At 61.5% G+C, this 22,812-nt stretch carries 20 protein-coding genes and 2 pseudogenes; 11 read left to right on the top strand and 11 right to left on the bottom strand.

Annotated elements, in window-relative coordinates; genetic code table 11:
* Positions 1–4: 4 nt before the first annotated feature.
* The gene (locus AR689_RS03200) at positions 5–1,357 is read left to right on the top strand and encodes an MFS transporter (RefSeq protein WP_062066733.1); all 1,353 of its coding nucleotides are present in this window, start codon (positions 5–7) and stop codon (positions 1,355–1,357) included.
* Positions 1,358–1,429: 72 nt separating this feature from the next.
* On the opposite strand, the gene AR689_RS03195 is transcribed toward AR689_RS03200, so the two are convergent.
* Together AR689_RS03195 and purN are read right to left on the bottom strand one after the other, a co-directional pair.
* Complete coding sequence (locus tag AR689_RS03195) at positions 1,430–2,365, bottom strand: hypothetical protein (RefSeq protein ID WP_062066730.1); 936 nt, start codon at positions 2,363–2,365, stop codon at positions 1,430–1,432.
* A gap of 135 nt (positions 2,366–2,500) precedes the next feature.
* Positions 2,501–3,067 (bottom strand): phosphoribosylglycinamide formyltransferase, encoded by a 567-nt coding sequence (gene purN / locus AR689_RS03190; RefSeq protein WP_062066727.1) that lies wholly within the window; start codon positions 3,065–3,067, stop codon positions 2,501–2,503.
* 11 nt (positions 3,068–3,078) lie between these two features.
* Between purN and AR689_RS03185 the strand changes: the two genes are divergently transcribed.
* Positions 3,079–3,528 (top strand): hypothetical protein, encoded by a 450-nt coding sequence (locus AR689_RS03185; protein WP_062066725.1) that lies wholly within the window; start codon positions 3,079–3,081, stop codon positions 3,526–3,528.
* Positions 3,529–3,556: 28 nt separating this feature from the next.
* Here the strand turns inward: AR689_RS03185 and AR689_RS03180 are convergent, their stop codons facing one another.
* From AR689_RS03180 to AR689_RS03165, 4 genes are all read right to left on the bottom strand, one after another.
* Complete coding sequence (locus tag AR689_RS03180; RefSeq protein ID WP_062066722.1) at positions 3,557–4,888, bottom strand: cell division protein PerM; 1,332 nt, start codon at positions 4,886–4,888, stop codon at positions 3,557–3,559.
* A 393-nt stretch (positions 4,889–5,281) separates the two neighbouring features.
* Positions 5,282–5,659 carry a hypothetical protein gene (locus tag AR689_RS03175; protein ID WP_062066719.1) on the bottom strand — a complete coding sequence of 126 codons (378 nt, stop codon included), beginning with the start codon at positions 5,657–5,659 and terminating at the stop codon, positions 5,282–5,284.
* Positions 5,656–6,051 carry a J domain-containing protein gene (locus AR689_RS03170; protein WP_062066716.1) on the bottom strand — a complete coding sequence of 132 codons (396 nt, stop codon included), beginning with the start codon at positions 6,049–6,051 and terminating at the stop codon, positions 5,656–5,658. Before AR689_RS03170 ends, AR689_RS03175 begins: the two co-directional genes overlap by 4 nt.
* Positions 6,052–6,279: 228 nt before the next feature.
* Positions 6,280–6,702 carry an Hsp20/alpha crystallin family protein gene (locus tag AR689_RS03165; protein ID WP_062066713.1) on the bottom strand — a complete coding sequence of 141 codons (423 nt, stop codon included), beginning with the start codon at positions 6,700–6,702 and terminating at the stop codon, positions 6,280–6,282.
* A gap of 144 nt (positions 6,703–6,846) precedes the next feature.
* Between AR689_RS03165 and AR689_RS03160 the strand changes: the two genes are divergently transcribed.
* The 5 genes and pseudogenes from AR689_RS03160 (at position 6,847) to AR689_RS03140 (ending at position 10,944) form a co-directional block, all read left to right on the top strand.
* A complete protein-coding gene (locus AR689_RS03160; RefSeq protein ID WP_062066710.1) occupies positions 6,847–7,278 on the top strand; it encodes a MerR family transcriptional regulator in 432 nt (143 codons plus the stop codon).
* A 1,244-nt stretch (positions 7,279–8,522) separates the two neighbouring features.
* Positions 8,523–9,601, top strand: a pseudogene (locus AR689_RS03150) (IS110 family transposase).
* A 31-nt stretch (positions 9,602–9,632) separates the two neighbouring features.
* Positions 9,633–9,749, top strand: a complete 117-nt coding sequence (locus tag AR689_RS23730; protein WP_082697768.1) for a hypothetical protein — start codon at positions 9,633–9,635, stop codon at positions 9,747–9,749.
* 244 nt (positions 9,750–9,993) lie between these two features.
* Positions 9,994–10,260, top strand: coding sequence for a hypothetical protein (locus AR689_RS22955; protein ID WP_156424523.1), 267 nt, complete (start codon positions 9,994–9,996; stop codon positions 10,258–10,260).
* Positions 10,261–10,386: 126 nt separating this feature from the next.
* Positions 10,387–10,944 carry a hypothetical protein gene (locus AR689_RS03140; RefSeq protein WP_156424522.1) on the top strand — a complete coding sequence of 186 codons (558 nt, stop codon included), beginning with the start codon at positions 10,387–10,389 and terminating at the stop codon, positions 10,942–10,944.
* Between the two features lie 9 nt (positions 10,945–10,953).
* Here the strand turns inward: AR689_RS03140 and AR689_RS03135 are convergent, their stop codons facing one another.
* Positions 10,954–12,729, bottom strand: coding sequence for an FG-GAP-like repeat-containing protein (locus AR689_RS03135; protein ID WP_062066698.1), 1,776 nt, complete (start codon positions 12,727–12,729; stop codon positions 10,954–10,956).
* A gap of 261 nt (positions 12,730–12,990) precedes the next feature.
* Between AR689_RS03135 and AR689_RS03130 the strand changes: the two genes are divergently transcribed.
* The 3 genes from AR689_RS03130 to AR689_RS03120 all read left to right on the top strand — a co-directional run bounded on the left by AR689_RS03130 (position 12,991) and on the right by AR689_RS03120 (position 16,401).
* Entirely contained in the window at positions 12,991–14,160 is a 1,170-nt protein-coding gene (locus tag AR689_RS03130) for a glycosyltransferase family 4 protein (RefSeq protein ID WP_062066695.1), read from the top strand.
* Positions 14,157–15,542 carry a UDP-glucose dehydrogenase family protein gene (locus AR689_RS03125; RefSeq protein ID WP_062066692.1) on the top strand — a complete coding sequence of 462 codons (1,386 nt, stop codon included), beginning with the start codon at positions 14,157–14,159 and terminating at the stop codon, positions 15,540–15,542. The genes AR689_RS03130 and AR689_RS03125 overlap by 4 nt, the downstream gene beginning before the upstream one ends.
* Positions 15,543–15,912: 370 nt before the next feature.
* On the top strand, positions 15,913–16,401 hold the full coding sequence (locus AR689_RS03120) for a hypothetical protein (RefSeq protein WP_231745428.1): 489 nt from the start codon (positions 15,913–15,915) through the stop codon (positions 16,399–16,401).
* Between the two features lie 24 nt (positions 16,402–16,425).
* Here the strand turns inward: AR689_RS03120 and AR689_RS03115 are convergent, their stop codons facing one another.
* A complete protein-coding gene (locus tag AR689_RS03115) occupies positions 16,426–17,691 on the bottom strand; it encodes a plasmid pRiA4b ORF-3 family protein (protein WP_197412797.1) in 1,266 nt (421 codons plus the stop codon).
* Between AR689_RS03115 and AR689_RS03110 the strand changes: the two genes are divergently transcribed.
* A complete protein-coding gene (locus tag AR689_RS03110; RefSeq protein ID WP_231745427.1) occupies positions 17,690–18,211 on the top strand; it encodes a hypothetical protein in 522 nt (173 codons plus the stop codon). The genes AR689_RS03115 and AR689_RS03110 overlap by 2 nt on opposite strands.
* Positions 18,212–18,443: 232 nt before the next feature.
* Here the strand turns inward: AR689_RS03110 and AR689_RS03105 are convergent, their stop codons facing one another.
* The 3 genes and pseudogenes from AR689_RS03105 to AR689_RS23835 all read right to left on the bottom strand — a co-directional run.
* The gene (locus AR689_RS03105; protein ID WP_062066686.1) at positions 18,444–19,706 is read right to left on the bottom strand and encodes an APC family permease; all 1,263 of its coding nucleotides are present in this window, start codon (positions 19,704–19,706) and stop codon (positions 18,444–18,446) included.
* 82 nt (positions 19,707–19,788) lie between these two features.
* A complete protein-coding gene (locus AR689_RS23840; protein WP_197412820.1) occupies positions 19,789–20,058 on the bottom strand; it encodes a helix-turn-helix domain-containing protein in 270 nt (89 codons plus the stop codon).
* Positions 20,059–21,993: 1,935 nt separating this feature from the next.
* A pseudogene (locus AR689_RS23835) lies at positions 21,994–22,383 on the bottom strand (AAA family ATPase); the annotation flags it as partial.
* Positions 22,384–22,812: the final 429 nt, after the last annotated feature.

Genomic DNA, 22,812 nt, shown 5'->3' with positions numbered 1-22,812 from the left:
GCAAATGAATACATACACAGCCGTGCCCAGCGGCGAACAAGTTGTGCAGGAACTGCCATGGCGGTGGAAGGTCCAGGGACGGATTTTCCTGATCGGTGGGCTCGGGTTCATGTTCGACGCCTGGGATGTCACGCTCAACGGCATCTTGATTCCGTTGCTGTCCAAGCACTGGTCCTTGCAGCCGGCTGACGCTGCATGGATCGGGACGGCCAACCTGATCGGCATGGCTGTGGGCGCGTTCGCGTGGGGCACCATCGCGGACACCATCGGCCGCAAGAAAGCCTTCACGGCCACCCTCCTCATTTTCAGCATCTTCACGGTTTTCGGCGCGTTTGCCCCGGACATCGTGTGGTTCTGCATTTTCCGTTTCATGGCCGGCTTCGGTCTGGGCGGCTGCATCCCCGTGGATTACGCGTTGGTGGGTGAGTTCACGCCCCGGAAGCAACGCGGCAAGGTGCTCACGGCCATGGATGGCTGGTGGCCTGTTGGTGCAGCGCTGTGCGGTTTTGTTTCCGCCGGGCTGGTTGCGGCCTTTGGCGATTGGCGGCTCACCATGCTGATCATGGTGCTGCCGGCGTTGTTGGTTTTCTGGGTACGGCGTTCGGTTCCGGAGTCGCCCCTGTTCCTCATTCGGGCGGGCCGACGCGCTGAGGCGGCGGCAGTGATTGATGGTTTGGTCGAGGCAACCGGCGCTTCCCCACGGGCGTACAGCTTGCCCGAACCCCAGGCCGCACCGCGCCTCTCCCCCGGCAGTGCTTGGGCCCAGTTGCGGGGAATCTGGCAGTTCAACTGGAAGATCACCACTGCAGCGTGGGCGTTGTTCTTCTCTGTGCTTCTGGTCTATTACTTGTCGCTGACGTGGATGCCCCGCATTCTGATCGGCGCTGGTTTCGAGGAGTACAAGGCGTTCGTCACGACGGCGAGCATGACCGCCGTCGGACTTCTGGGCGTGGTGGTCGCAGCGCTGCTGGTGGAGCGTGTGGGCCGCAAGTGGATCCTCGCCGTCACCGGCCCGTTGTCTGCTTTGACCTTGGTGATCGTGGCATTCGTGGTGGATGTGCCGTCGGCTGCCGTGTTCTGGTTGCTGGTGTTCGGGTTTGTGGTCCAGGTGGCCATTCCCGTGCTGTATGCCTACGTGTCCGAGCTGTACCCGACGGAACTTCGCGGCTCTGGTTTCGGCTGGGCTTCGACGTTCTCCCGCATTGGCGCCGGGTTCGGCCCCTTGGTGTTTGCCTCGTTCTTCTGGCCTGAGTTCGGGTTGGCGCAGTCGTTCGCGATGGCTGGTGGGCTGGTGCTGCTGTCCGTGCTGTGGATGGCGTTCTTCGCACCGGAAACGAAGCAGCGCGTTCTCTCCTAACCCGCTCCCCGCGCACCCAACTGGGTAGCAGATCAGGTCGTTCCCAGCCCTGAGAACGACCTGATCTGCTACCTACTTGGGTGACCAGCCGCGTTGTTCGAGCGCCCGCCTCACCTTGGCCACGGCGGTGACTGCGCCCGTTGTCATATGGCGTTTGGAGATTCTCACCAGGATCCATCCTGCGCGGCTGAAATCCTCCTCACGGGCAATGTCTTTCACAATCTGTTCCGCATCGGAATGCCCCTCGCCCTCGTACTCCACGGCGACCTTCCACTCGCGATAGCCCAGGTCCGGTTGACGCACGACGCCGGGACTCAGTTCCGTGGGCACGTTGACTTCCGCTGTGGGCAGCCCAGCCCACATGAGTGCCAGCCTGAGTCGCGTTTCGGGGGCCGAGTCGGCACCCACGCATGCCTGCTCCAAAGCGAGGCGGGCCTTGCGGATTCCCGGTGTCCCCCAATGCCGGTCGAGCATCTCTTCGAGCTCATCCATGGTGCAGTGCGGAGAGCTGCGACCCTCGAATTCCGGCCTGGGAATGCGGAGCAAATGATCAGCCACAACCGTGATCTCGTCGATGTCCATCTTCCGGGCGCAATCCAGCCATGTCCGAGCCCGGCTAGTGACAAACACGCCGTCGAGAACCACGATCTCGTCATCGAAGAACTGCCCCCTGTGGCCCACCACCCCGGCGCGGCGGGGAATGGCCATGGTGTCTGGACAGGAAATGTGGATACCGGGTTTGTTGCTTCCCTGCAGGAAACCTGGAAACTCCCATAGCAGGAATGCCGTTGCATGCGAGGCGGCGGAGAATGACGTGACGTGGGTCAGCGGACGAACGTCATGGACCATGCCATTTTCGGTGTCCTGCCTCGATACCCGGATGCCGCGGCTGGGTGAGACGAGGCTCGGGTGCCGTAGCCGCCGTCGTGATGCACCGGCGTCGAGCGCCTGCTGCAAAGTAAAGGACGCTGCCAAAAGGGACTCGGGTAGTGGGCGTGGATACTTCATGCCCCATGCTGACGAAATCAGCTAGCCGGCGGAGCGTTATCCACAGCCTCGGGCGTTGGAACGCAATCTGAGTAGCAGATCAGGTCGTTCCCAGCGCTGAGAACGACCTGATCTGCTACCTAGTTGGGGGGTGCGCTACTTGGCGGCGGCGAGGTCTGCCAGGGTCTGGACCAGCAGGCGGCGCTCCACTACCTTGATGCGCTCGTGCAGGGTTTCTTCGGAGTCCTCGGGAAGTACAGTCACGGCTTCCTGGGCGATGATGGGGCCCGTGTCCACGCCGGCGTCGGCCCAGTGAACAGTGCACCCAGTGACCTTCACACCGTAGGCGATGGCGTCGCGCACTCCGTGGGCGCCCGGGAACGACGGCAGCAAGGCTGGGTGCGTGTTGACGTACTTCCCGCCGAAAGCGTTGATGAAGTCCTCGCTCACAATGCGCATGAATCCGGAGGAAACCACCACGTCCGGCTGGTAGGACTGGACTTTGTCGCGCAGGGCGGTATCCCACTCGGCGCGGGTTTCGAACGAGTTGAAGTTGACCACGAACGTCTCGATGCCAGCCTCGTCGGAGCGCTCTACGCCATACGTGTCGGGCCGGTCGGCGCCCACTGCGGCGATCTCGACATCCAGTTCACCCGACTTCACGGCGTCGATGACTGCCTGAAGATTTGAACCGGTACCGGAGACGAGGACAACAATGCGCATTGCACTAGCTTATGGGCGGCTCGCGTAGGCTGGAAAACATGAATCCCGACGTCGGTTCCAAACCGAACCAACAACCCCGCTCCGAGGCCGAAAAGTCCACCCTCGGCGTGAGCCAGAATCTCTTCCGCGCATTCCTCTTGGCGGCTTTGGGTGCGTTCTTCGTGTTCTCACTGAACGTGAATTACGTGTGGTTGAGCGCCATCCTGACTCTTGCAGCGTTGGTGTTGGGCATCGTCGTCTTGGTTCGCACGCTGAAGCATAAGCACCCGAAACTGATGCTGTTCGGGACCATTTCCGGTTTGGTTGTCACTGCCGTCATGTGTCTGCTGATCCTGACATCCGCGCTCTTCTTCAACCAGGTCAGCACGTACCAGGACTGCTCACGCAGTGCGCTCACGGAATCCGCAAAGACGCAGTGCCTCACGCAGCTCGAGAACTCGATGCCGGGGCCGTTGCGTTGAGAACCACGGCGCTACTGAACGGACCCGCTCAGGAGTGTTCGTCGTCGTACGCTGCTTCGTCGAGGTTCGCCTCGCGCTGCTTCTGGCTGCGTTCCAGCCACGGCCCCACTGCGTAGCCAATCACGACGCCGATGCCCACTTCGGCGGCCAGCCAGACTGCCATCCACAACGGGTGGGGACCGATTTCCGTGAGGCGTCCGACGCCAGCCGAACCGCGCGCGATCCACGCCAACGCCCCGCCCAGAAGCCCCGCGACGGCGCCAATGAATGCGCCCAGGAACAGGGTGGAAACGGTGGCGGTGAACCAGCGGGCTTTGATTTTGATGGAGAGCCACTCGTCAAAGTGGTTCTCGCCTTCGCGCAGGAACCACCAACCGGCCAGGATCCCGGCGACCACCGGCAGCGCGAGGGCCATGGCCCCGGCGTCGAATTGTCCGGCGGGAAGTGCGCCAAGAACGGGGACGGCCGGGAGCGGTCCGACGGCGGTGCCCAGCGGACCCGCTGTTGAACCGACGCCGAGCGAGAAGCCGGCGCCGGTTGACCACGACAAAGCGAAGATGACGAGGTTGGGCAGGTAGCCCAGTTGCGCGATGGTGAGCACGGCACCGCCAAGGGCCCCGGCTTTCAAACCCTCATAGACGGCAATGATGTCCGTCCAATGCCACACAATAGTCACAGCCAGGAGCAGTGCGGCCAGGCAAACAGCGGCCATGGCGGCTACAAATCCCGCCTTTAATGCAGAACCCACGTACGAGCCCGCCCACCGGGAATGCTGGCTGGTCTTCGCGAGCCAGGCAACCGCGTCCACGCCGATCAACCTGCTCCACGAGCCTGCCTCGCGTCGGGCTCCCACGATCATGCCGAGGCCAAAGGAGATCAGCGGAATGGTCATGGCGAACCACAGATTGATGACAACTTCCGGGGTACGGCACACGAAACCGGTGGCCGTACCGAACGACGCGTACACCACGAACGCGCCCAGGAACGCCTGCCACAACTGGTCTGTGTAGGACGCCCGGGCCAGTCGCCGGCCTGCCCGCCAGGCAAGCAGGAACGGAATCAAGGTCAGGCCGAGGGGTATGAGCGACAGCAGCCCCGAACCGGGTTGAGCCGCAGTGCCGAGGTTCACGTGCGCCAGCTCCAGCGGAACACCGTGAATCAGCAGCCAGGCCTGGCCCGCCAAACGGGCCAGGGAGTCCACATTCCGGTCCTGGAACCCGTCTGTGGCCCACACCCCCACCAAGGGAAGAATCACAACAATGGCGGAAATGAACGCTGCCTGAGCCGCTTCCAAACCACCCTGTAGCCAAAGGGGCATCGGGAGGCCACGGTTTCCGGTCTGATCAGCGCGCAGTTTCATCGTGATCTATCGTGCCACGGTACGCCGCGCTCCCCCGGCAGGCTCCCCTGAAATACCGCGAATTCCAGCGCTTTTTCCCAAGGGCCGCCGTAAAATGGGAGGTGTTCTCCCGGGGACGGAGCCCTCAACCACCAACCTCAGCTCCTCCCCGCCCTGCACAGACTTTGAAAGGCCCGGAAACCATCGAAGCCGGGAACTAGGAGCGGCCAATGAATAGGTGTCACAACTCATAGCAGAAAGTCGTACTAGCAGCTGGTGCAGCCGCCTCGGAATTCGTTCCACAGGCTGCACCAGCCTTCTTTTTGGCTGCAACTTGCGCGAGGGGCGGGATCTCCGCCCTTTGGGGCACCCTTAGACCCGAGAGCTCACCCCTCGATGCGGTACACGCGCCGCTTAAAGCTGCGGGCCGTAAATGAACTCCTTGGCGTGGTTGACGGCTTTCTTGAAGGCATCGTTGCGGAGAGTCACTTGCTCGCGACTGGCTCCGGCATTGGGTTCCAGGAACGTCGTTGGGCCCGGGCGGAGCATCCAAATATCCCCGGCTGGCGGGAGGTAAAACACACCGAAAGAGCGGTGCTCGGGGTCGTCAGTCCAGATAGGGACCACTGCTACGGCGGCCCCGGTGTCCGGGTTGATCCACTGGGCGCGGGGCAAGGGTTGTTCGTGGACTTCAGGGTCCAGGAACGGCGCTGTTCCCCTCCCCCAACGTTTCTCGAACCGTTCGTAGAACGCGGGAATGATGTGACCGTCGTACGGACGCCAAGCGCTCATGGATTACTCCTCGGTGTTCTCTGGGGTGAGGGCTCCCAACGGGATGGCCCAAATGTCAGCGGTGATTGTTCCCGCTGCTGAGGCGCGGAACGGTGGAAGCGCACTTTCACCGGTGTCCCGCCCGTGACGCCAGACGTTCCGCCCTTACCGCCGGCAGTCCGCGCGCGATCGTATGCCGCCCGCTTTCCTGGGTCCGACAAAACGACGTACGCCTGCATGATGGCGTGCAGTTCCTGGAGGTTGGCCGCGGAGGTGGTGTCGCCGTCGTCGAGCCTTTGACGCGTGTCCGGGTGGTGGGTCCGCAGCAGTGCACGGTAGGCGCGGGTGATCTCACGGGTGGTCGCGTCCGGCGACACGTGGAGGGTGGCGTAGTGGTCGGGTTGCGTGCTCACTGGTGGTTCCGATTCCTGCTGCGGATTTGGGGATGGCCCCCGGCGCGAACCGGGGGCCATCACTCGGGAGACGACGGGCGGGGGTCGCTTTCCTGTGCGCTAAGAAACGCGGTGACGTGGCGCGAAGCCTGCGCCCAACTATTCCGATGCGGCCGCCTCCGTTGTTCCCGGCTGTCGCCCTGTCGGTTGGCCACCCCCCGGGTGAGCCTTCCGGCAGGGCGAACGGGTTTAGGCGTTGATTTCCTGCCCCTGCCCATGGGACTGGATCTCGATGCGCCGCGGCTTGGCCTTCTCGGCGACGGGGATGCGGAGTGTGAGCACCCCTGCGTCGTAGCTTGCCTCGACACCGTCGGTATCCAGGGTGTCACCGAGGATGAGCTGGCGGCTGAACACGCCTTGGGGGCGCTCGGCGGCGATCATCTCGGTGTTCTCGCCCGCGGGCGACTTGCGTTCGGCCTTGACCGTAAGGACGTTGCGTTCGACGTCGAGGTCAACGGTCTGCGGATCCACCCCTGGCAGATCGAAGGCAACAACGAATTGTCCGTCCTCCTGCCACGCATCCATCGGCATTCCGGCCGGGCGTGCTGTTGTGCCAAAAACCTGTTGTGCGAGCCTGTCGAATTCGCGGAACGGGTCAGTGCGCATCAGCATTGGTTCTCACTCCTTTGATCTTGATGCTGATTCTGTTGTTCGTACCAGCCTGTTCGATCTGTGGTGGCTGGTATAGATTTTTTATAGCACCAGTGAGAGAGTGGATGCAAGTAGTTGTTCGGGAGATTTTTTGGAGAGGTTTGCATGGCGCGTTCGGACGGCGGGACTGCCGCTGAGGAGTACGACGGCGGACTGGTGGCTCCTGGTGGGGACGGCACCTCTGCTGCGGGCCCGGGCGCGCGCGGGGTCTACGCGATCTCCGTCGCAGCCGAACTGGTGGGGACGGGACAGCAGAACATCCGCCAGTACGAGCGCAAGGGCCTGCTCACCCCGGGCAGGACCGACGGCGGCACCCGCCGATACAGCGACAACGACCTAGCGACCCTTCGAAGGATAGCGACCCTCCTGGATGAGGGCCTGAACCTGGCCGGTGTGAAGCTGGTGCTGGAGCTGGAGGCTGAGAACCGGGGGCTGACTGAGGACAACAAAGGGTTGGCTGATGACAATCGGGGGCTACGGGAGGATAACCGGGGATTGCGGAAGGATCTGAGGCGGGCGCGGGGTGGGGACAGATAGGCCCGGTGAACGCGCACATGTTGGGCAAGCCCGAAACTATCTGACGCACATATCAAACCGGCAACTGTAGCTCACCAACCATGTGGTGCGGTGTGACGAGATGCATATAAGGCCTTGCAAGTGCATGTACCGTAGTCTGTGCACGCGAAAGGGGCCCTTTGGACAACACGACCGAGCCGCTTTGGCTCTGGGCATAGAACATCAACACGCTTGCATCCATCCCCTTGGCCGTGGCTGGTTTCTGGGTTGCACTCTGGCAGATCAGGAAGACCAAGTCATCCGCCGATTCGGCCAAGGCTGCTGCGGAAGACGCAGCGACACGCCTAGAGAATAGTTCCGCCCTGATCCTCATTCCACAGTTGCAGGAGTGCGGGAGTGAGCTAGTGCGGGCAGTTCATGCGAATCAGCAAGAGCTCCTGCTCAAGCTCATCACCCGGTGGCGATGGCAGGCTGGACAGCTCCGTGGGCTCCTCGATGACGAAGAGCCCACCCATAAGAGGACCAACAGAAACATTCAGACGTCAATAACCGTTGCTGGTCAACTACGCAGTCTTACCTCCGAGAAAGGCGCCCCAGATGCAGAACTGGGCAGCTCACAGGTTGCAGCAGTCGCCAAGGTAACGGCTGACTTTGGGGAACTGTCACAACTCACTCTCAGAAAGGTCGACCTCAGTGGAAGCGCATGAAGAACGGACAATTCGAATCGTCCATCAGTTGGCCGAGATGACCTCGTCGAGGAAGATCGAATGGGTCAAAGTAAGTCGGGGCGCTACGTATTTTCTTCGGGAAGCGCCAGCGCCACTATCGGCACTGACCCATACGGTGATTACGAATTCGGAGCTTAGCGCGCCGGATAGACCGTCATGGCTCCACCCCAAAAGCGTCCTCCAAGCGAGGCTCATAGTTCAGCGGCAGATCTACCCTCGTAGCGGAATCTGGCCGCGGTTCTGTGAGTCTTGACCGTGGCTGGTCTGGGACTGGCTGGCAGGATGGGTGCAGGCCGTTCCGCCCCGTGGATGTGACTCGTGACCCAACTGACCCGCATGGTGTCTTTACTCAGATTTGTCGGTCCACTGGGGGCCGGCCGGCACCTGTCCGGCCCACCTCGGTAGCTTGATCAGAAGATTGTCCACCCCCCTTTTTGGGGGCGTGACCCATCACGGTGCTGTTCCTTGGTGACCTCGGTCCGGACTGGTACCGGCCGGCGACGGCCATGACCACGTCCGTGAAGAGGAAAGGTACCAATGACCGCCATGTCTATCGTCGCGCATACCCATCCATCTGTCGTCGGTGTCGACACACACGCCCGTAACCACGTCTACGCGATCCTCGCCGCGAATACAGGCGCCTTGCTCGAATCCCAGGATTTCCCCGCGACCGGGGCCGGGATCAACCGGGCGATCGACTGGGTCGCCCGCCGCACCGATGGTAATTCCGATACCCCCTGGGTGATCGAAGGTGCCGCGTCCTACGGGGCGATCCTTGCCGGCACTGTAGCCAGCCACGGATTCCCTGTGGCAGAGGCACCGCGCATGGATGCCAGGAAGCGCCGTGGGGTGGGCAAGACCGAGCCTTGGACGCCCGCCAGATCGCCATCTCGACCCTGCCACTGCCGGTGGACAAGCTTCGCCGCCCCCGCCTGCATGACGGGGTCCGTCAAGGCGTGAGAATTCTGATGACGGCGCGGGGATCCATGAGCAAGGACCGCATCCGGTCGGTCAATGCGCTCACCGCCCTGGTGCGGAGCAATGGCCTGGGCATCGACGCCCGCAAGAAGCTCACCAGCACCCAGGTCACTGAGGTCTCAAAGTGGCGGTCCCGAGAGGAAGAACTCTCCTTGTCCATCGCCCGCGCCGAGGCCGTGCGGCTGGCTAGACACGTCCTGACCATCGATGAGCAGCTCACCGTAAACGAGAACCAGCTCGATGAGCTGGTCAAGGCCAGCGAGGCCGCACCCTTACTGGAGGAGGCAGGGTTCGCAGCGATCAGCGCAGCGAAGTGCCTCACCCCCTGGTCGCACGAAGGAAGAGTCCGTTACGAGGCGGCGGTCGCATCCTTGGCCGGGGTGAATCCCATACCCGCATCATCCGGGAACACGTTCAGCCACCGACTGAACAGGGGCGGAGACGGGTCCCTGAACAGTGCCCTGCACATGGTCGCGGTCACCGAAATGGCCCATGACGCCAAAACCCGCGAGTATGCGGAGAAACGACGCGCCCAAGGGCGAACCAACAAGGAGATACGCCGCTGCATCAAGCGGTATCTAACACGCCATATCTACCGCACGCTCAACGCCTCAGCAACAGCAACACAAACGCCTTGACAGGCGTAGAAGAGGCTACTTCGCAGCCTGGATGACGACCGAATGCCCGGCGTTGCGAAACCAACGACCAGTAGACCTGCTCAAGACCCAGCAAACGGCCGTGCTTATGAGTGCACCTAAGCGATCGCTGATGCAGGCATCCGCGTAAGAGTTCCGGAGCCCGGCCACCACGCCACCAGACGACCGTCGCTGAAACCACGCTGTAGAGTAGCGTCAGATTCATTATCGACGGGGGTTCCATGGGTCAAAATCACAGACTAGTGCTCGGCTTGATGGCGATTGCTGCAGGCGCCGTCGCATGCACACCCGGGACCACTCACATGACCGTTGTTCAAGTAGATGCCAGCCACTCTGTCCACAAGGCAGCTGTGTACGCAGGGCCACCTCGGAACATGGAACAGCAAGCACTGCTTTCAGGGACACTCAAGGAAGATGTAGACGGTTGCCTGGTCGGGGTGATGGATGACGGGCGGGAAATGATTCTCATTTTTCCCAGCGGCTCACATGCCACTGACAGCGGGGTCACTCTTCCGAAGGGCACAAATTTCGCCACAGACACTCAAATCTCAGTCGGAGGTGGCGTCATGGACTCTACCGTCAGCATTGATCAATGCCCCACCACTAAGGCTGCTTTCTTAATTCAGGATTCTGATTTATAGCCCTCCTAATGACTTGACTTTATAGAACCGCACTTTCAACGTAGCCTCCCATTCATCAATCGAAAGTTTCGATTGAGAAGGGGAAAATATGCGTTATAAATACCCAAATTCTGCTCGAGCAGGGTCATGGCGGCACCTATTCGTTTGCGCTTCAGTGTTGGCACTCGCGTTCCAGGGAGCCCCTGCGAGCTTTTCAGCGCGAAAACTGATGGACGAGTTCTGGTCGGCAATGAAGCTCCAGAACCACTAAGAATCCTTTCGACCCAAGACATTGCCGCGGCCACAGCTTCCATGGGCCTCTCAGTCGAGGAAGTCACGAACAAACTTCTCGGCCAGGACAACTTCAGCGCAGCGGTCGCATCGATCGAAGCGTCCGATCCAAATTTTTCCAAAGCTGAGTGGACAGGCGGTTCTGGTCCGAAAGGTATCATTTCTTTTGCCGGAAAACCGTCTTCAGATTCGCGCAAAACGTTGCGGTCTCTGCCTTTCAAGGTCGAGCTCCGGACTGACGAAAAGCTAAGCGCGACGAGCCAAAGCGCCGCCTTGGAGGAAGCCTTCTCGAAGTTCTCGACCTTGGACGGAATAGCTAATCCGACAGGATATATAGACCAGACAACAAACACAATTCAACTCCAACATGCCGAAATTCCTTCAGAAGAAATGCCTGGTACTGACCTCGTCTAAGGCTGACTACTAAAGGATCGCAGTCATCACTCCCCAGCCAGCTCCCACACGCTTGGCAGTCGGCCACGCGTATCCGCCTTGGCCGGAGTACAGCCAGAGCTCACCGGCGGAGTTACGTGCAAGGATGTCCTCGCGTCCGTCGCCGTCGAAGTCGCCGGGGCCAACCAGAGAATCCATGCTGTTCCAGCCGTTTCCAATTTGCTGCCGGGGCAGCCATCCGCTGCTTCCTGTGGGCGGGTAAAGCCAGAGGGCGCCTGCACTATCGCGGGCTGCCAGGTCGGTCACGCCGTCACCGTTGAAGTCGCCAACACCGGTGATCTCGGACATTGCGGACCAGCCTGATCCCACCCACATGCGGGGCAACCAGCCACCCTTGCCGTCGCCGCGGTAAAGCCACAACGTACCGATGCGGTCGCGCGCCACCACGTCACCGAAGCCGTCGCCGAAGAAGTTGATGGGTTCGATTGCGCTCATGCCCTCCCATCCCTGCCCTACCTGGACGCGGGGGAACCAGCCGCCTTTTCCATTTCCGCGGTACAGCCACAGGATTCCGGCGGAGTCACGGGCCAACAAATCGGCGAAGGAGTCACCATTGAAGTCGCCGGGCGCCACCATGGCATTCATGACGTTCCAACCTTGCCCAACTTGGATCCGCTGAAGCCAGCCGCCTGATCCGTTGCCCGGATACAGCCACAAAACTCCGGAGGCATCCCGCGCCAGGACATCGGGGAAGGAATCACCGTTGAAGTCATTCCGGACCGGCGCTGCAACTGTGCCGTCGATCACGGATACAGAGGAACTGTTGGTGTTGGAGACGTATACCCGGCCCGTGGTCGGATTGACCGCCGCATCAAAAGGCTCCTGCCCGGAGAAAACGGCGGTGGCGGTGTTGTCACCCTCAACCACCGTCACGCCCCTGCCACTCAGGAGGGCGTAGGCCTTGTTGCTGGCTGAGTTGACCACTATGTCCCTGATCCGGGTGGGGGTCCGTAGCTCGGCGACCTGAGAGAGCGTCGAGGCATCGATGACCGTCACAAAGCCGTCAATCGAGGTGCTGTCCGCGGCAACGTAGATGGTGTTGGTTACCGGGTTCACCGCCAATTTGCCCACGTTGTTGGTGGTGGGAACAGAGGCCGTGACGGTGTCCGTGATGCCGTCGATCACCCGCACGCTGGCCCCGTACTTGCCAAGGGTGGTGAAGTAGATCTTGTTGGTTTGCTCGTTGATGGCCAGGTCCAGGATGCCGCCTGCACCAATGTTGATGGTAGACGTGACGGTACCGCCGGCGCCGACCACCTTGATGATCCCGCCAGCCAGGACGTAGACCTTCCCAGTGGTGGCATTGACGAAGATCTCTTGGGCGCCCGCGAGGGGCAAGGGCGTGGTTTTCAGCGTGGCACCGTCAATCATGGTGACGCCGTTATTTACTCCCACGTAGATCTTGTTGGTCACGGGGTTCACCGCGATGGTCCCAGGGGATGCGCCCACGGGTACTGAGGTGGACGTACGGGTGGCTCCATCCACCACGGCAACCGAGCCGCCAACCTCGCTGACGAACACTTTGTTGGTCACGGGGTTCACGGCCACATCCGCTGGCCTGTCTCCGGTGTAGTACAGCATGCCTTCGGACGCGGTGCCGCCTACGATGGAAACGCCGTCGCCCGAGACCACATAGGCCTTATCCGTTACCGGGTTGACGGCGATTGACGTCGGCCGCTCGCCAACGGGAATCACGTTGGCGACGTCGTCGGCCAGTGCCGGCGACGCCGCGGTTCCCAGCAGCATGGTCAGCCCCAAACCGACGGCGACCGTCCCCGCCGCTGCCCGGCGCCGTCGTCGTACGTTTACTCTCCCAAGCGCGCGCGAAAAATCATCAACAGCACCCATTTTTGAAACCCCCAGAACTTTTGACGCCCAGCACGTCGAATATGGGAAGTCTACAACCGCCCTCAGACAAAACAGGCCCCCCTCCTGTTAACCAACTCTTCCCCCACAAGCCACCAGTTCGAACCCGCTAAGCCAACCGCCCAGACCACCGTTGTAAGCGTGAGGATCGCAATCGTCGCCGAATCATTCCTGCCATTGATGAATGGGGTAACCCACTCCATACTGCGGGTGCTGGAGCATCTGCAGGAGCGCGGGGATGAGGTGATGGTGATCGCGCCGTCGACGTCGGACACTGATGTTTCGAGCGTCGAGAAGGGTGCGTATGTGCACCGGCTTCCTTCGGTGCCGCTGGCCGGTTACACGAATGTGCGGGTTGCGTTGGGTGGTGTGAATCGGGTCAAGCGAATCCTTGCCGATTTCTCCCCCGACGTCGTGCACCTCGCTTCCCCGTTCGTTCTCGGCTGGCGCGCCGTGCAGGCCGCCCATCAGCTGGGCATCCCCACTGTGGCGATCTACCAAACGGAGGTCCCCAGCTACGCAGCCCGTTATGGCGTGCCGTTCCTGGAGAACTGGGCCTGGAACCGGGTGGACAACATCCACCTTCTGGCCACCCGAACCTTGGTGCCGTCCACGTTCGCGCTGAACCAGTTGCGCGGACGGGGCATTTTGCGCGTGGATATGTGGCGTCGTGGTGTGGATACCGCGCGCTTCAGCCCTGCTAAGCGTTCGACGGCGTGGCGTAGCTCGGTAGCGCCCGACGGTCACCGGATCATCGGCTACGTTGGCCGGCTCGCCGTCGAGAAGCAGGTTGAAGATCTGGCGGTGCTGGCCGATCTGCCGAACACGAAGCTGGTCATCGTCGGCGATGGCCCCCAGAAAGAATTACTGCAAGCAGCACTCCCTACCGCCCACTTCGCCGGTTTCCTTGGCGGAGATGCCTTGGCGGAGGCCGTGGCCGGTTTCGACCTCTTCGTCCATCCCGGTGAGTTCGAGACCTTCTGCCAAACCATCCAGGAGGCCATGGCATCGGGCGTTCCCGTGGTGGCGACTGGCCGTGGCGGCCCCTTGGATCTCGTGGAGAATTCGCGCACCGGCTGGCTGTATGAACCCGGTAATCTCGCTCAGCTGCGCGGTTACGTGCAGGACTTGATCGGCGACGACGCCAAGCGCCGCGCGTTCGCCACGGCAGCGCACGCCTCGGTCCAGGGGCGGACGTGGCCCGTGCTCAGCGCAGACCTGGTGCGCCATTACAACGACGTCATCGCTGGCGTGCCCATCGGAACATCCGGGCCCAGCGAATTCACCTCAAGCAAAGGACCCTCCTCATGAAGATCTCCGTGATCGGTTGCGGCTACCTCGGCGCTGTCCATGCCGCGACGCTCGCTTCGATGGGCCACACCGTGGTGGGCATCGACGTCGATTCCTCCAAAGTTGAGCAGCTGAACAAGGCGCTGGCTCCTTTCCATGAACCTGGTTTGGATGAGCTCCTGCGCGATGGCCGTACCACTGGCCGGCTCGTGTTCACCACGGACTTCGCCCTTGCGGCCGATGCTGAAGTGCACTTCCTGTGCGTGGGTACTCCGCAGTCCAAAACCTCTGACACCGCTGACCTCTCCTACTTGATGGGCGCCACGAAGAGCCTCCTGCCGCACTTGTCCAAGGGTGCCGCCGTCGTGGGTAAATCCACAGTGCCGGTAGGCACGGTGGAGACTCTCCGTGCGATCCTGTCCCGACGCTCGGACGTCCTGCTCGGCTGGAACCCCGAGTTCCTCCGGCAGGGCACAGCCGTGAAGGATTCGTTGGTTCCAGACCGCCTCGTTTACGGCGTCCCCGGCGGTAAGGGTGCCGCTGCCGGCGCGCCAGTGACCGCGGTGTTGGACGCCGTGTACGAGCCCCTCATCAGCGCCGGCATCCCACGGCTGGTTTGCAATTTCGCGACGGCGGAACTCATCAAGTCGGCGTCGAACGCGTTTCTGGCGACGAAGGTCAGTTTCATCAACGCGATGGCTGAGCTGTGCGACGCGTCGGGCGCTGACGTGAGTGAACTGAGCGAGGCGATGGGCCTGGACCCGCGCATCGGGAACCGGTACCTGCACGCCGGGCTCGGTTTCGGCGGGGGTTGCCTGCCGAAGGACATCAGGTCTTTCCGGGCGCAGGCGCGCGAGCTTTCGGTGCCGTCGGTGGATGAGTGGATGGCCCTGGTTGATTCGGTGAACTTGGACCAGCGTTCCCGTGCGGTGGAGGTGGCCCGCGAGATGTGCCGCGGTTTCCTGTCCGGGCGCACCGTGACCATCCTTGGCGCGGCGTTCAAACCCGATACCGACGACATCCGTGACTCCCCCGCCTTGGACGTCGCCCAACAACTCTCCGCCGCCGGCGCGCACGTCACCGTCACCGACCCCAAAGCCATCAACAACGCCTGGATCCGCTACCCACAGATCCGCTTCGAAGCCTCCACCGAGCGCGCCCTTGAAGGCGCCGAGCTGGTGCTGCTGCTGACGGAGTGGGACGAGTACGTGTCACTCTCGCCTGTTGTGGCGGGAGCACTGGTACGACGCCGGATGGTGCTGGACGCCCGCAACGTACTGGACGCTGAGGCCTGGCGGAGTGCCGGGTGGACGGTCCGCGGGTTGGGGACGGGCGCTTCGGTGACTGGTGCAGAGGGTGGCGCTGCGAAGCCTGCGGGTTTGAAGAAGCACGCGGCGCGCTAAGTCATAGAAAACTTCTCCTCCCTTTGCTGTTGCGCAGGGTGTTATGGTCACTGGACGCGCCATCGCATCGGCGCATTTACAAGGGGGCAATACATTGGAAAAGGGTTCTATTCGCACGGCCAAAAACCGGCATTTCCGAAGCAAGTCTTCGTCGTCACAAGGGCGAAAAGCACTAGGGCTGGTGGCCATCACATCGCTGCTTCTCACAACGGCAGCCTGTGCTCAAGGGGCACCAACAGGCGCCAGCTCTGTAAATAGTGCGGGGGCAACGCAATCCGCAACACCGACTCCGACGCCCAGCAAAGTCGCTGGCACCGTCTGCACCACTGAGAAGGCAGCCCAGACTTCATCCGGCCAGACGTACATTTGCGTGGTTGACCAAGCTGGCAAGTTGACCTGGCTGGACTCTGCGAGCGCCAAGAAACTCTCGGATCAGCGGGCTGCGGAAGCTGCGGCAAAGGCAGTCGCGGAGAAAGCCGCGGCCGACAAAGTAGTGGCCGAAAAGGCGGCAGCGGACAAGGCGGCCGCCGATCAAGCGGCAGCTCAAGCAGCGGCTGCTCAAGCGGCTGCCGAAAAGGCGGCAGCAGATAATGCAGCCGCAGCCAAGGCGGCCGCGGATGCTGCTGCAGCGCAAGCCCAAGCCCAAGCCCAAGCGAAAGCAAAGGTAGTTCCGGCTGCTCCTCCTGCCCAGGGCGGTTGCGACCCCAACTACTCCGGATGTGTCCCTATTGATTCGGACGTGGACTGCGCCGGCGGAAGTGGCAACGGACCATCCTATGTGAGGGGCCCTGTGACGGTTACAGGGTCCGACATTTACGGGCTTGACAACGATAAAGACGGGATCGGCTGCGAGAGGTAACGGTCATCTGGAGCGGCCGCAGTCCTAGATACTGCGGCCGTCCCAGCGGCTCTGCACGTCGAGCAGGAACTTGATGCCGGCGTCGGATAATGTCTCGTCGTATCGAGCCCAACTGGGCCTCTCCCACAGCTCCTGCCCGTGCAAACGGCGACTGATGTCGTAGTAGAGGTCAGTAGCCCAGGAAAGTGGTATTTCGCCGTTGCCCGCTCTGGTCCTCAACCCAGCCTGATGAAGCGCACTTTGAAGAACCTGATCCCTCACCTGGTAGGGCGGTTCTTCTCCGGTTAGTTCCCAGTGGACCAGCACGGGTGTTGCGATCTTCTCAGCGTCGGTGCCCGGATTCGCCAACTGGTCGGCGAGGAAATCCCACAGGCCAGCGGGATTCCCTGCAAGTTTCCGTCCCTTGGGCGTCAGGAGCAGTTTGTCCTTCAGCTTGCGTAGTAGCTTCCACTCCTGCAAGTGCTCCCGGAGGTTTCTGATGGGCGGGGTGCTGACTTCCACTCGTCCTGCGGAGATCCATTCGTCGTCCCAGCCAAGCTCGGTCATGGCCCGCTTCACGAAGGCGGGTTTCAGATACCCGGCTGACGTCAGCGGCAGCCCGTCCGGCTGGGCCTCGTTGAGAAACCATAAAATTGGTCGAAGAACGGCTTGGTGGTCGGCGGCCGTAACCTCACCTGGCCACAACCGTTGCGCCAGACTGAGGAGTTGTTCATTGGTCGCAACCAGGTCAAAGGCAGTCGGGTCGAATTTCGATGCATGCTCCTGCGTCACGGACTCGAGCCATTCCACAGTCTCTCGGTGCTCAGGATGCTTGCGGTTGGAAACCACGGCCACCATATCTGCGTAGCCGTGGGCTCCCCCGGAATCCTCCACAGGACCCCGCATTGCTCCACCGGTGCACGTGATGGCATTGCCCTCAAGCACGCCGGGCCCAACAACTTCGATCTCGTGGGTCCAGTTGTCCCCAAAGTCGTAGTCGTACTCAAGGTCCGACTCCCCTGGTTTCTGCGCGTCAAAGAGCTCGAGTAGCCGCACTCCAGCCGATATCTCGCTACCTGCGGGGAGGTCGCCGTCGTCAACCTCCATGATGATGCGTTTCTTGCCCGCGCTGTCATGGCCGGCAACGGCGTATAGGTGCGAATTCTTCCAACCGAACGCGCACTGAATGGCCTCGTGCAGCTCAGAGACTGTGGCCGTTTCGGGGAGAACGAGTTGTCGCCAGATCAGCGGCTCAGTTTCGCTGATGGAAATGCGCAGTTCGACGGCGGGAACGGTGGCGGGTGATTCCATGTCCGCCATTCTGCCAGTGCCGCGGAGTGGTTTCGCGTCACATGTCCGCGGTCCGGGCTACTACCTCTATGGAACGGGGTTGACCGACAAAGACGAGGACTTGCCAGTGATCACACACTTCTACCCAGCCTTACTGCGCGTCATCACATGCGTCATCGCTGTGTGCTCCGCCGTGTCCGCCACCTTGCTGGGAGCAGCCCCTCCGCCGGAAGGATTGGACATCCTTGACCCCTCAGACGTGAGGACCACCGCTGTGGTTCTCACCATGGCTTTGGGAGTGGTGGCGCCAGTAGGGATGTTGATTGCAGGTTCCCTCAAATGCCTTTTGCTCAAAGCGGGCGTGTTTGCTGCCTCAGGTTTCGGCAATGCCATGATGCTGAGCCCGTTGGTGGTGGTTCCTTTTCAGGAAACGTCCACCATGCTGGCCGTTGTCTGCTCCTTGGCCCTGACTATTGCCAGCATCATTACGTACATGGAATCTGTTGAGCGCAGAAACGCTCGACGGCGGGCCAACACCTAGGTGCCACCGTCCAGCACCTATTTTGGTCCTCGACTACCCCTAATTTGTGCCATTTCACCACCTATTTTCCTCTTTGTACCACCTAGATCCCAAAAACTGCCCATAATCTCTTCTTGTGCCTCCGGGGCGGATATCCCGGTGTCCGGCGGGAGTCCCAACCGCCCTGGCGTTGGAGGCACTACGGCGCGGCTCCACCTACCACCCCCTGGTGGGGCCGCGCCTAGCCGGAACGTCAGCGGGTTGGACGGCTCAGCCGCAATCGCACCAAACGGTACGCGATGCCCACTGCAAACATGAGCACACCCAACCACGCGGACACCGGCGGAAGGGTGGCAACAAGAACCACGCAGGCAACCGCGCCTGCCACCTGCAGGAACTTCGGATATCGGCGGTCTACCGCTGGCTGGGTGTAGGCGGCGATGTTAGCCACCAAGTAATAGAGCAGAACACCGAAGGACGAGAATCCGATTGCTCCGCGAAGATCAGCCACAGCGATGATCACGCAGATCACCGCGGCGACCGCGATCTCGGCACGATGCGGGACCTTATAGCGAGGATGTACCGCCGATAGCCAGTGTGGCAGGTCGCGTTCCCGGGCCATCGCGAGACTCGTCCTTCCGAGCCCTGCGATGAGTGCCAGCAGCGCACCGAGTGAGGCCACGGCCGCACCAACGCGGACCACCGGCGCAGCCCAAGCCCAGGTACCCGCGCTCACAGCATCGGCTAATGGCGTGGGCGTAGCGGCTACTCCATCGGGGCCAAGTGACGCCAGTAGGGTAACCGCTATGACGGCGTAGATGAGGATGGTGATACCCAGGGCAATGCTGATCGCGCGTGGGATGGTGCGCTTGGGCTCGCGCACTTCCTCGCCCATTGTCGCGATCCTTGCGTACCCGGCGAACGCGAAGAACAGTAGCCCCGCCGATTGCAGAATGCCGTACCAGCCGTGCGCCAGCAGCCCGTCACCCACAAAGCTGCCAAAGTCCGGGCCGGAGCCGCCCCACACCGCTGCCAGGGCAATGGCCAGGGCAGCAAGCACGGCTATCACCAGCACCCGGGTCAGCCCGGCTGTGCGGGTCACCCCGTGATAGTTCACCGCCGTCAGAACCACGACGGCGGCAATCGCCACCGGGCGCTCCCAACCTTGCGGTGCGGCGTAGGCCGCGAAGGTCATCGCCATGGCCGCTGCACTGGCGGTCTTGCCGATGACGAATCCCCAGCCTGCCAGGAACCCGGACCATGGGCCGAGCCGTTCTCGACCATATATGTAGGTGCCGCCGGAGGTCGGGTAGGCGGCAGCGAGCTGGGCCGATGATGTGGCGTTGCAGAAGGCGACGAAGGCGGCCACCACCAGTCCGATGAGCAGCCCTGATCCTGCGGCTGCAGCAGCCGGCGTGAAGGCAGCGAAAACACCGGCACCGATCATGGACCCTAGCCCAATCAGTGATGCGTCGAACGTGCCTAGTCGGCGGGCCAAAGCCGGAGAATTGCTCACTGAAACCCTTCGCGCTGGGGATCCGGGCGTAGCTGGGAATGACTAACACCCGCGATTTGAGGTGGGTCCACCCTATCCCGGCTCAGCGTGGCGAAAGTGAATTCCCCACGAGCATGAAGAGGCTATTTCGGGACGTGGCGCCCGATTTACGCAATGCGTTGGAGATGTGGTTCTCCACTGTCCTGGCGCTGATCCCCAGCTGTTCGCCGATCTCCACATTAGTAAGGTGTCCGGCCAAGGTGGCAACCTCGATCTCTCGTTCAGTGAGCGGCGTGCTCCTGAAGGAGTTGTAGGAGAGCTGCTCGTTTGCTGACGGGAATCGGACAGCGAAGACAGAGGAAGCTTGCGCCATGGCATCAGCTGCGGTGGCATCGCCGTCGATCACGTGACGTTTGAGAGCTCCCCGGAGCAGCATTCCAACTTGATAGGTGTCAACGTCAGGCTCGTAGTGTTTGAGCAGAAGCCCAAGCATCTTATGGTCCCCCTCCACCACCGCCGACGCGATGGCTAGGAGTTGGTCATGGACTGTCAGGCCACTCTCGCGCAGGATCTTCTGCAGGAGGTCCAGAACCGGCCGTCCCGGGCAAAGGCACGTACAAAGCAGAGCCGTCATCATGGCTTCGAGGACGTAGCCGCTCTTCAACTGCCGCCTGATAAGTTGGGAGGCTCTTCGGTCGAATGCTGAGGGCTGCGTGCTGTGGTGGGCCACCAGCTCATAAGCTCCCTTGCCGATGCCGGGAAGCGGCCCCACATCCGATACTTCTGTTCGCGCCTGGGCGGCTATGGAGAGGGCAGGCTCCATGGCTGTTGTTGCGTGCCTGAGCCCTGCGAGCCTGAGCATTGCATCGTAGAGCGAGTCGACCACGAAGCCTGGGCGACCCATCGCAAAGACACTGCTCATGAGGTACTCCGCCTCTTCGAAGTGACCCCGGTAGAGCAGGCCCTGGGCGGCCACGTAACTGCTGGTGATGACACCGAATTGGTCCAGGTTCTTTCGCGCTTCGGTTCGCCAGTCCAGGGCAAGAACCAAGGACTCTTCCACCCGGCCTGCCGCGAACAATGCGAAACTGCGGATGAAAGGGCGGAGGTAGGAGAAGGCATCGTCGTCTCCCTCGCCATCACAAGCGTCCAGGGCTGCTACGGGCTTGAAACGGTAGAGATCCAGCAACCCGTGGACCAAGCTCCCCATTCCCGGGTTAGCGCCTTCATGAGCTCCTGGGTCTTGAGCCGTGTCCACCGGAACCCTGCCGTGCGAGGCACTGAGGAACAAGATGGCATCTTCCACTTCGGCACTCAAATTCGGGTTGTTCACTGCGAACTTTTGGAGAATGCCAACGGCGGCGCTCGGGCCGCGTCCGGTGTGAATGGCAAGCATGGCCTCTGTGATGGTGACAAACAGGAGGTCCTTGGGATCGGCGTCGAAGTTTGTTGTTTCTGCGCAGACGCGGCTGGCGCGTTCCACGTCCAAGGGTGCACCCCAGTAGATGCGGAGGAATGCCGCGGCGTTTGCCGTTGACTTGTTGGCCTGCCAGCGTTCAAAACGGATGCGTTCCCGGTCCGCATTGTGCTCGTGGATTTGCCGGGAGGTAACGGCGTCGTCGTCCCCTTTCTCAAGTCGGAGCGATGACAGCACCCGCGAGAGCCCGTCCGAGGTGGCGCGCTCTTCCGGGATCTCGTGTGGAGCTGCCTCAAGGACGCCTGCGATCTTGCTGCGCAGTAACTTGCGGTCCCGTAGATTCTTGCTCCCGCGGAAATAGTCGGCGATGACGGGCGGGCTGATCGCGGCTATCGAGCCGTTGTGTTGATCTGCCAGTACGGAGAGGAAGCCCCTACGTTCCAGGCCTTCCAAGGCGTCCGTGTGTATGACCTTTCGAAGTATGTCCACACGTGCCGTACCAAGAATCGCCATGATGTGCAGTGCTGTGAACTCGTCAGCACTCAATTCAGCCAGGAGTGCCTCGAGTGTGCCGCGTAGGTGCTCGTTCCATAGGGTTTCGGCCGTCATGGACCATTGCTTGTCCTTCATGACCAGAAGGTTGCTCAGTGAGGCGGTCTCCGCGATCCGCACTATGAGGCGCGGGTTGCCGGCGGATTTGGTGAGGATGCGGGCAGTTGTGTCAGCATCGGCCGGGGCCCCGAGAACCTGTGCGATGAGGAAGTGGACCTGCTCATAGTGGAGCGGATCCAGTTGCAGGTGCGCCTCCCGGCCGTTGTTAAGGACGGCCAACTGACCTCTGGAGAAGGCCCATGTTTCGGGGGCTGAAGCAACCATAGGACAATCCGACCTCCGCCTGACGGCCTCAAGGACAGCCAGGGATTCGCTGTCCACCAAGTGAAGATCGTCAACAACCAGCAAGTGTTTGCCTGCCATGGAGAGCTGGCTGGAGAACACGTCAGCGATGTCAAACACACCGCTGCGGCCCGGCCTCACGTCCAGCCCGAGTCCTTTGATGGCTGCGTAGGGGATGGTTCGATGCGTGCGGAGGCCACTGATGAAGTGCACGGACACTCCGGCCTTCTCCAAGTTGCTCATGACGCTGCGTAGGACCGTCGTTTTGCCGCTACCCGGTGCCCCGACAACTCTCACTCCGATGCCGCGTGCAACGAAGTCCAGGATTCGTTGCACCTCTGAATCGAACACGCGACCTAGCCTTCTGTTTTTGTGGATGCCCGACATGCGGCTCACTTCGCAGGCTAGATCGTGAAAACAGGGCTAGGTGGCAAAACGGCCTTGCACAGACCGTTTTGGGGCAGTCTAGGTGGTGATTTGCGCCAAATTAGGTGCTCGCGGGGCTCGTCTAGGTGGCGTAGGTATCCAGAAGTTGACGGTTTCATGGGGTGCTCCCTCAGCTCGGCGGGTGGATTACATTCCACGCTACGGAGAGCTCGGAGCGAATTACATGGGTGTAATTCGCTATGTGGATATATGTTCTATCCACCGTGAAAGCGATAGAAGATATGTTCCCCATAAGGGCGGGTTATAGGACAAAACGTGTGTATGGGAGGGGCTTGCTTCCCAGTGATCGCGCGGGAAATCCGGGGTAGCTAAGCTTTTGAAGCTTAGGGTGGCTGGGGTGCTTGCATATCTCTGGAGTGTTTGATTTGT

This window comes from Arthrobacter sp. EpRS71, from assembly GCF_001512285.1.
Taxonomy (GTDB): domain Bacteria; phylum Actinomycetota; class Actinomycetes; order Actinomycetales; family Micrococcaceae; genus Arthrobacter.
This window is presented reverse-complemented; position numbering and strand designations above follow the sequence as displayed.

Bases quoted from the DNA above. Each gene is read 5' to 3' on its own strand.
- AR689_RS03200 (WP_062066733.1), top strand. From the start codon at position 5: ATGAATACATACACAGCCGTGCCCAGCGGCGAACAAGTTGTGCAGGAA.
- AR689_RS03195 (WP_062066730.1), bottom strand. From the start codon at position 2,365: ATGAAGTATCCACGCCCACTACCCGAGTCCCTTTTGGCAGCGTCCTTT.
- purN (WP_062066727.1), bottom strand. From the start codon at position 3,067: ATGCGCATTGTTGTCCTCGTCTCCGGTACCGGTTCAAATCTTCAGGCA.
- AR689_RS03185 (WP_062066725.1), top strand. From the start codon at position 3,079: ATGGGCGGCTCGCGTAGGCTGGAAAACATGAATCCCGACGTCGGTTCC.
- AR689_RS03180 (WP_062066722.1), bottom strand. From the start codon at position 4,888: ATGAAACTGCGCGCTGATCAGACCGGAAACCGTGGCCTCCCGATGCCC.
- AR689_RS03175 (WP_062066719.1), bottom strand. From the start codon at position 5,659: ATGAGCGCTTGGCGTCCGTACGACGGTCACATCATTCCCGCGTTCTAC.
- AR689_RS03165 (WP_062066713.1), bottom strand. From the start codon at position 6,702: ATGCTGATGCGCACTGACCCGTTCCGCGAATTCGACAGGCTCGCACAA.
- AR689_RS03160 (WP_062066710.1), top strand. From the start codon at position 6,847: ATGGCGCGTTCGGACGGCGGGACTGCCGCTGAGGAGTACGACGGCGGA.
- AR689_RS23730 (WP_082697768.1), top strand. From the start codon at position 9,633: ATGACGACCGAATGCCCGGCGTTGCGAAACCAACGACCAGTAGACCTG.
- AR689_RS22955 (WP_156424523.1), top strand. From the start codon at position 9,994: ATGGAACAGCAAGCACTGCTTTCAGGGACACTCAAGGAAGATGTAGAC.
- AR689_RS03140 (WP_156424522.1), top strand. From the start codon at position 10,387: ATGGCGGCACCTATTCGTTTGCGCTTCAGTGTTGGCACTCGCGTTCCA.
- AR689_RS03135 (WP_062066698.1), bottom strand. From the start codon at position 12,729: ATGCTGCTGGGAACCGCGGCGTCGCCGGCACTGGCCGACGACGTCGCC.
- AR689_RS03125 (WP_062066692.1), top strand. From the start codon at position 14,157: ATGAAGATCTCCGTGATCGGTTGCGGCTACCTCGGCGCTGTCCATGCC.
- AR689_RS03110 (WP_231745427.1), top strand. From the start codon at position 17,690: ATGTCCGCCATTCTGCCAGTGCCGCGGAGTGGTTTCGCGTCACATGTC.
- AR689_RS03115 (WP_197412797.1), bottom strand. From the start codon at position 17,691: ATGGAATCACCCGCCACCGTTCCCGCCGTCGAACTGCGCATTTCCATC.
- AR689_RS23840 (WP_197412820.1), bottom strand. From the start codon at position 20,058: ATGGCGCAAGCTTCCTCTGTCTTCGCTGTCCGATTCCCGTCAGCAAAC.